Source organism: Glaciecola petra (assembly GCF_031846345.1).
Taxonomy (GTDB): Bacteria; Pseudomonadota; Gammaproteobacteria; order Enterobacterales; family Alteromonadaceae; genus Glaciecola; species Glaciecola petra.
The window spans coordinates 741,070-755,890 of record NZ_JAVRHX010000001.1; the positions used below are offsets into that span (position 1 = coordinate 741,070).

Sequence of the window (14,821 nt, forward strand, 5' to 3'; positions counted from 1 at the left end):
TTTGCTTGGTAGCTAATACCAAAAGTTGCCAAGCAAGTGAATTCGGTAGGAGAATAACAATGGAAGAGTTTTTTATATTTACCGGTATAACGCTAGTTGTTTTTATGGTGTTTGTTGCGCCGATTTGGCTGATTCTTCATTACAGAAGTAAAAAACAAGTTAGCCAAGGTTTGTCTGATACTGAAATTCGTTCTATGCAAAACTTAGCTGAAAAAGCAGAGCAAATGGCAGAAAGAATAGAGACACTAGAGAGCATACTCGATGCTGAAACACCTAATTGGAGGAGTAGAGCATGAGAAATGGTGAACTTTATAGAGACAAAAGCAAAGCCAAAATCGCGGGTGTTTGTGCTGGATTAGGTGATTACTTTGGGATTGAAATTTGGTTGGTTAGAATACTAACTGTTACGGCATTTCTATTACTCGCTGGACCATTTATGTTAGTTGCTTATGTTGCAGCATGGTTTATCTTAGATGAAAAACCGAAAGGTAAACACTACGAAGAAACCAACTATAGCTCCAAAGGTTATACTTTTCAGGCAGACAATCAAACAAGCAATAATGCATACGCCGGGAAAGGATTTAGAAATAGCGATGCTGAAGGCGCAAACAAAGTCGAGATAAAAGCCAAAGTTTGGCAGGCAGGACAACCACCTAGACAGGCCTTTATGGATATTAAGCAACGCTATGCAGCGGTAGAGTCAAAATTAAGAAATTTGGAAAAGTATGTGACATCATCTGAATTCCAATTAAATCGAGAATTCAACAAGCTATAAGTAGCAAACTCGTATTTGACTAAAATAAAGGCCACCATGTTTGCACAAGGTGGTTTTTTTATGGCCTCAGTTTTATTTTACTGACCTTCAGCTGTTTATTTATGCCGATGTTTTAAATCGGTATGCCTTTGTAGAAATAGTATAGTTGCTTAGTTTTGTAAAATAATACTTACAATTATCACTGGTACTACCAAGCTGGTGTTCAAGCAATTCCTCATCAAATTAGGTATTTTTGATTACTATTGCCGGCCATTTTAAGAGGTAAAAAATGTCCAAACTGTCTAAATATGTGTCAAAAAAAATAGATGTAGATGGCCTTATTCGATGGAGTGACAGCGAAAATGAACGCTGGCGTCGCTTATACGAAAGGCAGATAAAGCTACTAGAAGGGCGTGCATGTGAGCAATATATGCATGGCATTAATTTGTTAAATATGCCGAGCGATAAAATACCTCAACTAAAAGATATCGATGCTGTATTGCAGGCAACAACAGGTTGGCGAACAGCAGCAGTGCCTGCGTTAATTAATTTTACCGAATTTTTTACTCTGCTCGCTAATAAACAGTTTCCAGTCGCAACATTTATTAGGAGTGAGGAGGAGTTTGACTATTTGCAAGAGCCCGATATTTTTCATGAAATCTTTGGGCACTGTCCGCTTCTAACAAATCATGCTTTTGCACATTTTACCCATGTGTACGGAAAACTTGGATTAGCAGCTAGCAAAGAAGAGAGAGTATTTTTAGCGCGTTTGTATTGGTTTACGGTAGAGTTTGGTCTCTTGCAAACACCAGATGGACTGCGTATCTATGGAGGCGGGATTTTATCTTCTCCGGGCGAAACCAAATATGCTTTAGAATCTGAAAAAGCGCAACGAACTGATTTTAATGCCCTTGATGCAATGAGAACGCCTTATAGAATTGATATTATGCAACCCATTTATTATGTTTTGCAAAACGCAGATGATTTAGATGCATTAGCCGATACTGACCTTATGGCGCTGGTGAATCAGGCAAAACAACTTGGACTTTTCGAAGCTCAATTTAAAGCTAAAGATAACTAACGCTCATCTAATTAGATTGCGGGCCTTGGTCTAGGTTGTCCTGCAATCATTAAACTTTTTTCATGTTGCTCATTTCCTTGATCTAGCCAATCGCTCTTGCGTAAATAAAGCCATACATTAACAGATATGTTTACACCCGTGCACAATAGTTATACACAAAAGCAGGTGCAGTAAGGCGTGGTGGTCATATAAGTAATTGGAGTTAAGGCAAATGCGTTTAGAAATAAGTTGTAAAGATCGAAAGGGCATAACGCAAGCTGTACTTGATATATTAAATGAGTATGACATCGATTTGCGAGGAATAGAAATTGATGAAACTGGGAAAATTTTCTTGGACTTTCCCACAATCGAATTTAGCGACTTTCAACATCTCATGCCCCAATTAAGACGAGTAGACGGCATAGTGGATGTAAAAACAACACCATTCATGCCAATACAACGTGAACGCAATCAGTTGCATGCAATACTTCAGACCTTACCAGATCCTGTTTTTTCGATAGATGTTAACGGAAAAGTAGTACTTTATAATGATGTGGTGACATCAAGCCTTGAATTACAGACCGACCAACAACTTGATATCAACATTGAGGAACTAATATCGGGGTTTAATTTTATTAAATGGCTGAGTGCTAAAAAAGTTGAAGCGCAAACTCAAAAAGTACAATTTTTACAACAAGATTATATTGCCGATATGCTCCCGGTTAATATACCCGATAGCGAAACTAACGTGTTGGCGGGTGCAGTTATTCTATTAAAATCAGAAGTAAGACTAGGGGCTCAAATTCATGCCCTAAGAAGCACCTATTCAGGCAGTTTTGACAGTTTTGATGCTAATTCAACCGCGATGAGACGAGTTATCAGAGAAGCTAAAAGAATGTCTGAATTAGACGGCAATATTCTTATTACCGGTGATACAGGCTCGGGTAAAGAACAAATAGCTAGAGCTTGTCATGAAAATAGTGCACGTAGTGATGGCGAATTTGTGACTTTAAACTGTGCTTCATTGCCAGACGACGTGGCAGAAACTGAACTATTTGGATATGCGGATGGTGGGTTTGAAAAAGCAGTTGGTAAAGCTGGGTTATTTGAACAAGCAGCAGGCGGCACCATTTTATTTGACGAAGTATCTGAAATGTCTATGTCTTTGCAAGCAAAATTGTTGCGAGTGCTCGAATATGGAACCTATCATCAAGTGGGTGATAGTCGAGTTAAATATATAGACTGCCGAATAATTTGCACATCTTGTAAGGATCTCGCGGAAGCTGTTCAAAATGGTAAATTCAGAGAGGATTTATATTATCGGTTAAATGTACTTGGTCTTGCAATACCACCATTACGAGAACGCAAAGCAGATATTGTGTCCTTAGCAAATAAATTAGTACTACAACATTCAAAAAAGCTAGGGATTCAAGCGCCAAAATTGAGTAAACCATGCATCGACTATATTGAATCTTATCCATGGCCTGGCAATATACGTCAATTAAAAAATGCTCTTTACAGAGCAATCTCTTTAATTGATGGCAACGAAATTACAAAAGAAGCAATAAAACTACCCAACTGCAGTGCTAGCGTGACTTACATCGACGAGAATTTTGACGGTACACTCGAGCAAGAAGTCAAACGATTTGAAAAAGACATGCTAAAGCGCTTGTATCCGTCTTATCCAAGTACTCGACAATTAGCCAAAAAATTAGGTTTGAGTCATACGGCTATTGCGAATAAATTGCGTGAATACGGCATCTCGAAGCATTCTGTCAGGATGCAATAAGGGGAATTTGCCCTACATCATTTTTGTCGCTATGCTTAATTGAGTGTTAAATGCTTTAGTGGATGTAGGGTAGGAATAGTGAGTATACAATTGTATGGGTATTGGCGCTCTTCAGCCAGCTATCGGGTCAGAATAGCATTAAATTTAAAACACATAGATTACGAATACGTTCCCATTCACTTGGTTAAAGATGGCGGGCAACAAAAGTCAGCAAATTATCAATTATTGAATCCTGCAATGCTCGTGCCGACACTCGTTGATCAAGATAAAGACATAACCTTAAATCAGTCATTGGCTATTATCGAATATCTCGATGAAGTGTACCCAGGTGAACAAACCCTTCTTCCTAAACACAAGCTTGATAGAGCAAGAGTTAGAATGCTAGCACACGACATCGCTTGTGACATACAACCTTTGGCTAACTTACGAGTATTGCATAAACTTCGCGACGAGCTGAAAGCAGAAAATGAGCAAGTTAACTATTGGGCTAAGTCGTTTATAGAATCTGGTTTTAATGCTTTAGAAAAACGTTTGGCGACTCGGTCGGGCAAATATTGTTTTGGTTACGAGCTTAGTCTCGCAGATGTTTGTTTGGTGCCACAAGTCTACAATGCACTTAGATTCGGTGTGAAAATGGATCATTATCCCATACTCAAAAAAATATCAGAAAATTGCCAAAAGTTACCTGCTTTTGTGGAGGCCGCGCCAGAGAATCAAATTGACGCAAGCTAATAACCTTAATGCTATATTGGCAGTTCGGTAGTATTTTTTACCTGTTTGAGAGCAAAAGTAGAGCTTAAATGATCAACCAGTGGCAAGCATGTTAATTTTGACTTGAGTAATAATTCATACTCTTCGATGCTACGCACCATTACCTTTAATAAATAGTCTTTGTCACCGCTGGTAGTATGACATTCTATAATTTCGTCAATTTCTTGGACTGCCGTTTCAAATTTAGTGAGAGAATCACCATCATGATTTTTCAAGGTAACATAAATAAAGACTGACACCCCTAAACTTAATTTTTTAGCGTCCAACAAGGTCACTTTTTGACGAATTATACCCTCTGCTTCCATGCGTTTTACTCTGCGCCAACAGGGTGTATGTGACAGTCCCACATACTGGCTCAGCTCTGCCATTGAAACTGTTGCATCTTTTTGCATGACTCTAAGAATTTCACGATCAAATTTATCTAATTTCATAGTTTATCTGTTCAACATAAATAGTATGTGTATTTCATTTTGAATATTATTGAGTTGTTATAATATGCAGTATTGACATGAAATATTACGTACAGTTTTAAAATTGTTCATATTATAGGATGATTATCCTATAAATACGAAATTATTACCTATCTATTTAAAAAATATAAGGTAAAGAAATTCTTCAATCGCAAAACTTGTCCTCACCTCAATCTAGTAACATCTACAAAAGTGATTATGATTTGTTTAGGAAGTAAATGAGTATCTTTGACCACCCCGATTATGACAAGCATGAAAGTATTTCGTTTATTAACGATGCTTCAACAGGCCTAAAGGCAATTATTGCTGTGCATAATACCAATTTAGGGCCTAGTGTGGGTGGGTGTCGGATGTTTCCCTATGCAAATAGTCATGCTGCTTTGGCTGACGTGTTGCGTTTATCTTCTGGAATGTCTTATAAAGCTGCTATGGCAGGTTTACCACAGGGCGGCGGTAAGGCAGTTATTATTGGCGATCCAAAAACAGATAAGTCTCACGCACTGATGCAAGCAATGGGTAAGTTTGTGAATTCTTGTGATGGCAAATATATTATCGCAGAAGATTCTGGCATTTCTGTTGCTGACGTGAATCAAATGGCAAAAAAGACAAAGTTTGCGGGTGGCAATACAGCACAATATTCAATCGATGGTCTACCTGCAGATGGAAACCCAGCTCCCGCAACTTCTCTTGGTGTTTTTCATAGTATCCAAGTAGCCGTTGAACATGTGTTCAATTCCGATTTGACCGGCAAGAAAGTGGCCATTCAGGGGGTTGGTCACGTGGGTTTGCGTCTGGCAAAATTGCTTCATGAAGCGGGTTGTGAATTAATGGTGTCAGATATTTTCGACGACAACCTTTTGATTGCTGAAAAGCAATTTGGTGCAACCATAGTCAGCAATAGCGATATTCATAAACTAGATGTAGATATATTCTCGCCGTGCGCATTAGGCGGTGCAATTAACGAAAATACGATCACTTCATTGGGAGCAAGTATTATCGCCGGTGCCGCAAACAATCAATTAGCGACAAATGAGATGGATAGACTTTTATTGGAAAAAGGTATTTGTTATGTACCTGATTACCTTGCGAATGCTGGCGGTATCATCGACATACACTATCAATCAATAAAGAATGGAAGCAATGTCGGTTTGTGTGAACGAGTAGCAGGCATATCGAACACAGTCAGAGCAGTATTAGAGGAATCTAGCAGCACTGGTATACCTACCCAAACCGTGGCTAATATGAAGGCAGAAAAAATCTTATATTCTGCTTAAGCCCTGTTGCATACTGAATTTTAAAAGGTCATAATGCGCCTGCAATTTGACTAGCGGTAACCCTAGTCATTTTTTCAATGGTAAACTCTGGTTCTCTCGCAATGATAGCTTGGAAACCCGGTCAGGCCCGGAAGGGAGCAGCCGTACTAAGGGACTCATGTGCCGGGATGTGGCTGGAGTTTGCCACCAATTTCTATTTTTTATTTGAATCTGAATGCTCGTCCAAAAAATCCACCCCAGTTTGGATGGCATGAATCACATTCATGCGCATTTGTTGGCGCTCAGAATTTGGCAAATAAAACGCCATGTCAACTTCGTATCTAATATACCTAGGTGAAAGTTGATTAAGAGATAAGCAAGTTAAATCAGCTAAATAGTCAGCACTTTTAGTTTTGGGCAATCCAAGTTCTTCTATATGTTCTAAGACCATGTGTTCATAGTAGTTATGTATGTCGTCGTCTAATTTCATAATGTGATTTTTCTTCGCTATTTTGTAATTCGCTTACTCATAGATAATCATCGACAAAAACTGCTAAAAATTTAATTTTTTCGATAAAAAACGAACTCAAAAATCTGAATAAAATATTTGCCTTTTACGTTTATCGATAATATGTGTTGAGCAACAAGAATTTTTTCGCTTTGACTTTGTCTAGTTTCTTGACATTTATGCAACATCCTGTGAATATTTAGAAGTGTGTCCAACTTTAGTAGGGCATAAATATTAGAATATAAATCAAAATAAACCCTTATGAGCTTTGTATAAGCTTTGTTAACAGAAAAATAATGGTTGGGAATATGTCCAAAATGAGCAAGAGAACTCAAATCGCATCTTGCGTGGTTGGTGCTATCGCACTAGCTTCGTCAAGTATTGCCTTTGCTGGTCCGCTAGCAGATGTGCAAAAAGAAGCGCAAAAAATTCAGGTGGCAGCTAATAAGTCGCAAGAAAAGATCAATGGTCTTTTCGAACAGTCACAAGAGCTGCTAGTCGAATATCGCGGTGTTATCGATCAAACCGAAAACTTGAAAATATATAATGATTATCTTGCCGGGTTGGTTGCAGACCAACAACGAGTAATCGACTCTTTGCAATCGCAAATCGATTCTATCGAAGAAACAAAACAAAATATCGTACCTTTGATGGGAAGAATGATTGATAGTTTGGAACAATTCATTAATCTTGATATTCCGATCAATCTTCAGGAACGTTTAGACCGCGTTGAGCGTCTTAGAGACCTTATGGGTAACTCTAGCGTTACGGTGTCTGAACAATTTCGTCAGGTACTAGACGCATATTCTATTGAAAACGAATATGGTACACGTATTCAGTCTTACACAGGTACGATAGATGCGAGTGGCACACAAGTTTCTGTTGACTTCTTTAACCTTGGACGAGCAGCACTTGTTGCGCTTAGTTTAGACCAAGAAAACGCATGGGTGTGGGATAATGACTCACGTTCATGGCAACAATTAGGTGATGAGTTTTTAGACTCTACCATTCAAGCTGTCCGCATGGCACAAGGTTTGGTGCCTGAAGATTTAGTAGAAATTCCAATTAGAGCAGCGGAGTAAAGATTAATGAAAACAACTATAAAAGCACTAATCGCGACTGCTTCCGTTACGTTGACGGCAGGGTTTGCAAATGCACAAGCACCAGCGACCTTACAAGAGTTATTAGACCAAGTAAAAAATAACCGGGTTTCTGAGGCTAGTATTAATCAAGAGCGAGAAAGAGAGTTTCTCGATGCTCGCGCTGACAAGCAAGCATTGTTGCGCAGAGCGCAAGCTCAATTGCGTGCCGAAGAACAACGCGGTGACCGTTTGCAAGCTTCATTCACAAATAACGAGCAAACTATTATCGATAAAGAAGTTGAGCTTGACCAAGCTTCAGGTACTTTAGGTGAAATGTTTGGTGTTGTTCGTCAGGCATCAGCAGATGCTTATGGCCGTATTTCAACATCAATTGTGAGTGCTCAGATGCCAGGCCGTGAAGCATTTTTGGCTGAGATGTCACAGGACACAAAAGGCTTACCTAACATACGTGAGTTAGAAGAGTTATGGATATCTTTGCAAACAGAGATGACTGCTTCTGGGCAAATCGCTAAATTTACTGCAGATGTAGTAGATTTGGAAGGTGGCGTCACGTCTCAAGAAGTCGTAAGGATTGGTACATTTAACCTAGTGGGTGAAGAAGGTTATTTAGTTTATAACGATGAAGAAAAAACCATTCAGCCACTTGGACGCCAACCAGAAAGCTATCAAGTTTCATCAACAGCTGACTTGCGTGGTTTAACTAGTGGTACTACGGCAGTTTATGTTGACCCTTCTCGTGGTGCAATACTTAACTTGTTTAAGCAAAAAGCAACCTTAGAAGAACGCTATCATGCTGGTGGTATCGTGGGATATATCATTACGGGTATGTTGACAATTGGTTTATTAATTGGCTTGTTCAAAATTATTCAGCTTACTTTGGTTGGCGGTAAAATGCGTGGCCAGTTGAACAATATTGATAACCCATCTAATACCAACCCACTCGGTCGTATTTTAACGGTTTACAGTGCTAATAAATCAGCTGATGTTGAGTCTCTCGAACTTAAATTAGATGAAGCGATACTCAAAGAATTACCAAGTGTTGAATCGGGCATCAATATCATCAAGATTTTTGCTGCGATAGCGCCTCTACTTGGTCTACTAGGTACTGTACTGGGTATGATAATGACCTTCCAACAAATTACTTTGTTTGGTACGGGCGACCCAAGAATAATGGCTGGTTCAATCTCAATGGCACTTGTGACCACGGCTCAAGGTATTATTGCGGCACTTCCGTTAATCCTTATGCACAGCATTGTAGCTGGTCGCGCTAAGTCTATTGTTCATATTTTAGATGAGCAAACTGCCGGTATTGTTGCCGCGCACGCAGAGTCGGAGCAAGCATAATATGTTATTCCTAATCGGATTATGGGAATCCGTCAGGGAATTCATCGCAACCGGTGGTGACGTACTTTATTTCGTCGCTGCTGCGCTCTTCTTAATGTGGGTATTAATGATTGAGCGCTTCTGGTACTTGACGTCCGTGTTTCCAACAGTGAGAAAGAAAATTATTTCTGACTGGGATGCACGAACCGACACTACCTCTTGGTATGCGCATCGAATCCGTGACCAATGGATTTCACAGGCTTCTGATGGATTAAATGCTAGATTGTTAATTATCAGAACTTTAGTTGCAATGTGTCCTCTAATAGGATTATTAGGAACTGTTACTGGAATGATAGGGGTGTTTGAAACTATGGCCACCCAAGGAACTGGTAACCCTAGATTGATGGCAGCTGGTATTTCAATGGCAACCATTCCTACCATGGCTGGTATGGTCGCTGCGCTTTCAGGTTTATTCTTTAGTTCGCGTCTTGAAGCTAAAGCTAAAATGTTGAAAGAAAAGCTTGTTGATAGCTTGCCACATCACTAAACGAGGTTGTTATGGGACGTAAAGTTAGAGAAGAAGGAGAAGATGCAGCAATTGATATGACGCCGATGCTTGATATCGTGTTTATCATGTTGATCTTCTTCATAGTGACGACCGTTTTTGTTAAGCAAGCGGGTATTGAAGTAAACAAACCTGAGGGCGTTACGGCCGTTAAGTTTAAAAACGCCAACATATTTATCGCAGTAACAGAAGACGGCAAAGTATGGATGGACAGGCGCGAAATATCATTAGAAGCGGTTAGAGCGAACTTGGAAAAATTATTATTAGAGCAGCCTACAGATGCAGTTTTTATTCAGGCTGACTCTAAGGCTAAGCACGGTATAGTTGTCGAGATAATGGACCAAGTAAAAGCTGCTGGTATTGATCGAGTCGCTGTTGCAGTTGAGGGCAATTAATTATGTTAAGAATGATAATCTCTATATTTTTAGGTGCCGGCGTTGCGTTTGCTCTTTTTGTAGTAATGGCAAAGCTTGTTGAGAATACTGATGCTCCAGGCGATAAGCCGCCACCAGCTCCTATAATTGACATAATAATGCAACAACCTGACGAAGCGACACAAACGCGTGTGCGGCAGCCACCGCCACCACCGCCGCCTCCTCAGGAGCCGCCAAAAGTAGAATTGGTTGAGCCTGATGTAGTTGAACCAGACGCGAATGCGTTTAGTTTGGCAGTACCAAGCATTGATACCGGTGGTGTAGGTGTCAACATTGGTGGTATTGGTGCGATGCAAGATGGTGAAGCGACGCCTATATTCAGAATGGACCCTAAATATCCACCTGAAGCTGCGCGTGACGGGCGAGAAGGTTGGGTGCAGTTATCGTTTACAATAAACGAAGTCGGTGGAGTTGAAGACGTAGAGGTGATTGATGCTCAACCAAAACGTATATTCGACCGGGAAGCAAAGCGTGCGCTACGCAAGTGGAAATACAAGCCAAAAGTAGTTGACGGGGTAGCCCAAAGGCAGCCTGGTTTGAAAGTTCGTCTTGATTTCACTCTAGATGGTGGTTAGATATGAAAAAATTTAATGCAATCAAAAATACGTTTGTATCAATAGGAATGGTTACTCTTGCAACGCTGACAACAACTGTCAATGCGCAACAAATACCGATAGATTGTCCTGGATACGAGTTGCCGAAAACGAAGCTGTTAGGCGAACGTGCTGGGAAAAAGCTGAATTCAGCTTACGAAGTATATCAAGATCCAGAAATAGAAGAGCAAGCGCGCATTGCTCAAACAGTTGAAATGCTCGGCGAGATAGAGGCAAAAGAACCGTACGACCAAGCTTATGTCGAACAGTTCATGGGCAAATTGATGATATCTATTGACGGTAAAATGAATGATGCTTACGTTGTATTGAAAAGAGCGACAGAAAGGAATGCGCTTAACGATAAAGACCAAGCCGATATGCTCAAATTAATGGGTGATCTATCTTTGCAAGAAGAGAAGTTCTCAGAAGCAATTTCTTGGTACGACAAATGGATGGAGTTTACGTGCAAAGAAACTCCTGAGGTTTATCTTCGCTCAGCACAGGCAAACTTTAATATCAAGAAGTATGACGAGGCTATTGCTCAAGCAGACAATTCTATTAGAGTTAATGAAGAAATTGATAAAAGACCTTATGTGTTGAAGTTGGGTGCATACCATGAAACGAAACGTTATAACGACGCCGTTAAGGTTGCAGAAATATTGGTAGAGTTATTGCCTGAAGAGGGTGAATGGTGGGCAAGGCTTGGTTTCTTATATATGTTGGTTGAGGATTTCGACAGTGCGTTAGCAACAATGTCGGTTGCTTATGACCAAGGTTTTTTATCTAAGAAAAACGAGATTAGAGCCCTTGCTCAATTATACGCTCAAAAGGAAATACCAATAAAATCTGCCGAACTGCAGAAGAAATATATGGACACTGGGCTTTTAGATAATGGCGCAAAAGATTTAGCTACTTTAGCTAATGTATATCTGGCAGCTCGTGAAACTAAAGAAGCAGCTAAATATTACGGACAGGCTGGAGCTAAGGACCCTGATCCTGAGTATTTCAGGAAACAAGGTGTAATGTTGATGCAATCTGAGGATTATGTGAGCGCAATTGGAGCGCTAACCAAAGCGCTAGACAATGGTGCAGAAGAAGGTAAAACTCACTATTCGTTAATGGAAGCAAATTTTTACGCAGGCCGGTTTAGAGCTGCAAATGTCCATGCTAAAGAAGCGATTAAAGATCCACAGCTTCGTCGAAGTGCTCGCGCTTGGTTGCCTTATATCAAGCAAAAAGCAGATGCTAGAGGCATTAAACTGTAGTATAAGCTTTATATTAAAAGCCCGCTTTCGCGGGTTTTTTTATGTCTAAATATATTATCTATCATTCAGTTTATTAATTTGCTGCTTTAATACTATTTTTAATTTGGATTCTAAGGCTATCTTATGTTTTTTCGAAAGGTTTTTCTGTATTAGCGCCAGACATAGCGTTAATAGTGCAGGTGTATCGTTTTGTAAGTCAATAAGATTAGAAGGCTCTGAACTTAAACTGGTCGCATAATAAAAAATAGCAAATGCTAGTTGTTTAAAATTCATGTTGGAATCAAGATACAAAAGACAGATTTGCTTTGCATATAGGGCTAGGTCATTGTTGTTAGTATTGGGTATATGTTTTTCAAGTTCCTCAAGCGTTTCACTTATATGTGGTTTAATAACCCGAAGAAATTTAATGTCCATTAACAAGCGCATATTTAACAACTGTTTCGGATATGAGCTTGTATCTCTTACACTGGCTAACATCATAATGCTTCTCGTCCCACTTGCACTGTCAACTCGTTGTCCGATTTTTGCTAAAGTAAATTTGTTCTGTTGCCAAAACGTAAATAGCTCACTAGTAAAGCCAAAAGAAGTACTTAAAAAACTAACACCGTTCAATAGTGCATAGGACTTAATAGTCAACAATAATTGGCTACCTATACCTTGTCTTCTTGCCTCGGTGCTTACTGTAATTCTGCTAATTCTATAATATTGATAATCACAATATTGAGGACTAAAAGTGTAATAAGACAAGGTTTGTGGTGTCATCTGGCCTTGTACTCGTCGTTTACCTTTACTGATATTTTCAGCTAATACTTTATCGTCGCTAATCCCTTCGACAATAATACATGCTACTGCAAGTATGTTGTTAGTGTCTGTATCGGCACATACAAATATCTGGTGATCAGGTGAGTCCAGCATGCGCACAATATCATTTGGATGGGTTTGATAGTGCGACAAATTCAATAAACCAAAAACTTGTTCATATATGTTTGATTCATTTATTAATATGGATTTATCCAAAAGATAAAAATGATGGCCTTCTTTGGTGGTATTTATTAATTTTTGGTCTGTACACTCGAAGTCGTTTGCTAATAAAGTATTAGTAAATGATTCTAATGGGTCTTCTTTGTACCAACGAAAAGGTGTGTTTAAGGTGAACACATAACTTGTAGGCTCACTTAACATGCTCGGTAATAAGCGTTGCACAAAACCTTTTGCACTGCCCTCATAACCTATATTAGTGCCAGTCATAACGATTGGCATATTCTGTGTAATCACATTTTTTAAAAAATTGGGGGCTATCGACGCCATTTCATCTATAAAAAGCACAGCATCTTTTTCTTCAATGTCGTTAAGATCTTCAGGCGCAACAAAGCTTGTCGTTTTTTGAAGATAATTGTCTGAAACTCCGCAACTGCTATAAAATTGCTTAGCATGTGTTTTTGATGGTGCACATATATAAACGTGTTTATTTGCCTCTGTAGCAGGCGCGTGCAAAAATCCCAATAACGTTGATTTACCCCGTCCTCTGGCACCCATTACAATCAGCGTGTTTTTTTTGTGTATATTGTTGCTGAAAAATGTAATGACCTTTTGTTGTTCTGTTGATGGATTAATTTCTTCCGTCAAAACATTCTCTGACATGTCAATTATTAGACTAGGTGGAAAACGCCAGTTATCTTGACTAATACTTGCTAAGACTTGTTCATTCAGAACGTTAAGCAGTTTTTTGTTAAACCAAGATTCAGGCTTTTGATAACCAAAACTTAAAGATATAGCGCTGGTATTAGCCGAATTCCCCTCATCCGACTCTGGTAATATCAGTAAACATATTCCCGAATGATTGATAAGTCCTATGGTAGCGATTAATGCATTCAGGTTAATACCCATTCGTGCATCAAATATTAATGCGTCCACTTGTTGACCAAGCATCTTTTTATATTGTTTGGGCTCTATCTTTGATGCAATATTATCTAGGGATTCAAATTCACTGTTACCAACGTACAATATCTGATTATAGTGCTTATCTAACACTTGCAGACAGTCGAAAATATGCTTAGCATTTACCGATAACGTGACTATCTGACGATGACAAGCTAGCGTGCTACGCACATTCAACCACTCGTTGAAAGCCTCAAGTCCTTGCTGGAGACTTTGAATCGCATTATTGTTAGGTAAATTTTCCGCCAAAATCTAACAACCTTTTATATTTAATTAATCTATAGTGGCATATTATACCTTCACACACTTTAGTTTTCTTTGTTAGCTAAAAGCTAGGAGACAATCATGCGTTTTTTATCACGTCGTTTGGTAATGCCCAGTGACTTAAATTATGCCAATGGACTATTTGGTGGAAGAGCCTTGCAATGGATAGATGAAGAGGCTGCCATTTATGCAATTTGTCAATTGGAAACAAACTGTTTAGTCACCAAACACATCGGCGAAATATCATTCGAATCACCGGCGGGAAAAGGCGATATAGTAGAGTTTGGATTGGCTACAAAAAGGGTTGGCACAAGCTCAATTACAGTCAGTTGCTTGGTTAGAAATAAAGCAACTAAAACAACTATATGTTTTGCTGATGACATTGTGTTTGTTGCGGTTGACCCTGTAAGTCGCCAACCTGTCCCTCACGGTAAAACACAAGAAATGTTAGTTGAACAAACTGCACAAGAATTAGCCTCTTTGAATATATAAAGAGTAAAGCCCAACAACTCATTGCAACTGTTTGTAATGTTGGTATGATCGCTGAGTTGTTTTAACAACAATAAACCAAGGGGTGCGCTGGTTAATGTAATCATTAACAAAATGCGCTGAGACTATTAAGAACCCTTATTCACCTGATCCGGTTAGTACCGGCGTAGGAATGGTAAAATAAACACACCTATACCCTGTCGCTATACTCCGGCTCTTTTCACATTTTGAAGAGAACCATA

At 39.3% G+C, this 14,821-nt stretch carries 16 protein-coding genes, 1 other RNA gene and 1 riboswitch; of the genes, 14 read left to right on the top strand and 3 right to left on the bottom strand.

Going from position 1 to position 14,821, the window contains the following annotated elements; genetic code table 11:
- Positions 1-59: 59 nt before the first annotated feature.
- The 5 genes from pspB to maiA all read left to right on the top strand — a co-directional run bounded on the left by pspB (position 60) and on the right by maiA (position 4,335).
- Positions 60-296 (top strand): envelope stress response membrane protein PspB, encoded by a 237-nt coding sequence (pspB, locus tag RM552_RS03290; RefSeq protein ID WP_311367362.1) that lies wholly within the window; start codon positions 60-62, stop codon positions 294-296.
- Positions 293-775, top strand: coding sequence for an envelope stress response membrane protein PspC (gene pspC / locus RM552_RS03295; protein ID WP_311367363.1), 483 nt, complete (start codon positions 293-295; stop codon positions 773-775). The genes pspB and pspC overlap by 4 nt, the downstream gene beginning before the upstream one ends.
- A gap of 268 nt (positions 776-1,043) precedes the next feature.
- A complete protein-coding gene (phhA, locus tag RM552_RS03300; RefSeq protein ID WP_311367364.1) occupies positions 1,044-1,835 on the top strand; it encodes a phenylalanine 4-monooxygenase in 792 nt (263 codons plus the stop codon).
- 211 nt (positions 1,836-2,046) lie between these two features.
- Positions 2,047-3,603, top strand: coding sequence for a transcriptional regulator TyrR (gene tyrR / locus RM552_RS03305; protein ID WP_311367365.1), 1,557 nt, complete (start codon positions 2,047-2,049; stop codon positions 3,601-3,603).
- Between the two features lie 78 nt (positions 3,604-3,681).
- Positions 3,682-4,335: a maleylacetoacetate isomerase gene (maiA, locus tag RM552_RS03310; protein ID WP_311367366.1), complete on the top strand. Its 654-nt coding sequence runs from the start codon at positions 3,682-3,684 to the stop codon at positions 4,333-4,335.
- A gap of 11 nt (positions 4,336-4,346) precedes the next feature.
- Here the strand turns inward: maiA and RM552_RS03315 are convergent, their stop codons facing one another.
- Complete coding sequence (locus tag RM552_RS03315; RefSeq protein ID WP_311367367.1) at positions 4,347-4,805, bottom strand: Lrp/AsnC family transcriptional regulator; 459 nt, start codon at positions 4,803-4,805, stop codon at positions 4,347-4,349.
- A gap of 257 nt (positions 4,806-5,062) precedes the next feature.
- On the opposite strand from RM552_RS03315, the gene RM552_RS03320 reads away from it, so the two are divergent.
- Together RM552_RS03320 and ffs are read left to right on the top strand one after the other, a co-directional pair.
- On the top strand, positions 5,063-6,118 hold the full coding sequence (locus RM552_RS03320; protein WP_311367368.1) for a Glu/Leu/Phe/Val family dehydrogenase: 1,056 nt from the start codon (positions 5,063-5,065) through the stop codon (positions 6,116-6,118).
- Between the two features lie 85 nt (positions 6,119-6,203).
- Positions 6,204-6,300: signal recognition particle sRNA small type (gene ffs / locus RM552_RS03325), an RNA gene on the top strand.
- An 11-nt stretch (positions 6,301-6,311) separates the two neighbouring features.
- On the opposite strand, the gene RM552_RS03330 is transcribed toward ffs, so the two are convergent.
- On the bottom strand, positions 6,312-6,587 hold the full coding sequence (locus tag RM552_RS03330; RefSeq protein ID WP_311367369.1) for a late competence development ComFB family protein: 276 nt from the start codon (positions 6,585-6,587) through the stop codon (positions 6,312-6,314).
- A gap of 335 nt (positions 6,588-6,922) precedes the next feature.
- On the opposite strand from RM552_RS03330, the gene RM552_RS03335 reads away from it, so the two are divergent.
- The 6 genes from RM552_RS03335 to RM552_RS03360 are packed head-to-tail and all read left to right on the top strand — an operon-like array spanning position 6,923 to position 11,888.
- Positions 6,923-7,687 (top strand): DUF3450 domain-containing protein, encoded by a 765-nt coding sequence (locus RM552_RS03335; RefSeq protein ID WP_311367370.1) that lies wholly within the window; start codon positions 6,923-6,925, stop codon positions 7,685-7,687.
- A gap of 6 nt (positions 7,688-7,693) precedes the next feature.
- Entirely contained in the window at positions 7,694-9,052 is a 1,359-nt protein-coding gene (locus RM552_RS03340) for a MotA/TolQ/ExbB proton channel family protein (protein WP_311367371.1), read from the top strand.
- Position 9,053: 1 nt separating this feature from the next.
- On the top strand, positions 9,054-9,578 hold the full coding sequence (locus tag RM552_RS03345; RefSeq protein WP_311367372.1) for a MotA/TolQ/ExbB proton channel family protein: 525 nt from the start codon (positions 9,054-9,056) through the stop codon (positions 9,576-9,578).
- Between the two features lie 11 nt (positions 9,579-9,589).
- Positions 9,590-9,991 (top strand): ExbD/TolR family protein, encoded by a 402-nt coding sequence (locus RM552_RS03350; protein ID WP_311367373.1) that lies wholly within the window; start codon positions 9,590-9,592, stop codon positions 9,989-9,991.
- A gap of 2 nt (positions 9,992-9,993) precedes the next feature.
- The gene (locus RM552_RS03355) at positions 9,994-10,605 is read left to right on the top strand and encodes an energy transducer TonB (protein WP_311367374.1); all 612 of its coding nucleotides are present in this window, start codon (positions 9,994-9,996) and stop codon (positions 10,603-10,605) included.
- Positions 10,606-10,607: 2 nt separating this feature from the next.
- Positions 10,608-11,888: a tetratricopeptide repeat protein gene (locus RM552_RS03360; RefSeq protein ID WP_311367375.1), complete on the top strand. Its 1,281-nt coding sequence runs from the start codon at positions 10,608-10,610 to the stop codon at positions 11,886-11,888.
- A 54-nt stretch (positions 11,889-11,942) separates the two neighbouring features.
- Here the strand turns inward: RM552_RS03360 and RM552_RS03365 are convergent, their stop codons facing one another.
- On the bottom strand, positions 11,943-14,075 hold the full coding sequence (locus RM552_RS03365) for a tRNA(Met) cytidine acetyltransferase TmcA domain-containing protein (protein ID WP_311367376.1): 2,133 nt from the start codon (positions 14,073-14,075) through the stop codon (positions 11,943-11,945).
- Positions 14,076-14,171: 96 nt separating this feature from the next.
- Here RM552_RS03365 and RM552_RS03370 point away from each other — a divergent pair, with 96 nt between their 5' ends.
- Complete coding sequence (locus RM552_RS03370; RefSeq protein WP_311367377.1) at positions 14,172-14,582, top strand: acyl-CoA thioesterase; 411 nt, start codon at positions 14,172-14,174, stop codon at positions 14,580-14,582.
- A gap of 68 nt (positions 14,583-14,650) precedes the next feature.
- Positions 14,651-14,769: riboswitch (TPP riboswitch) on the top strand.
- Positions 14,770-14,821: the final 52 nt, after the last annotated feature.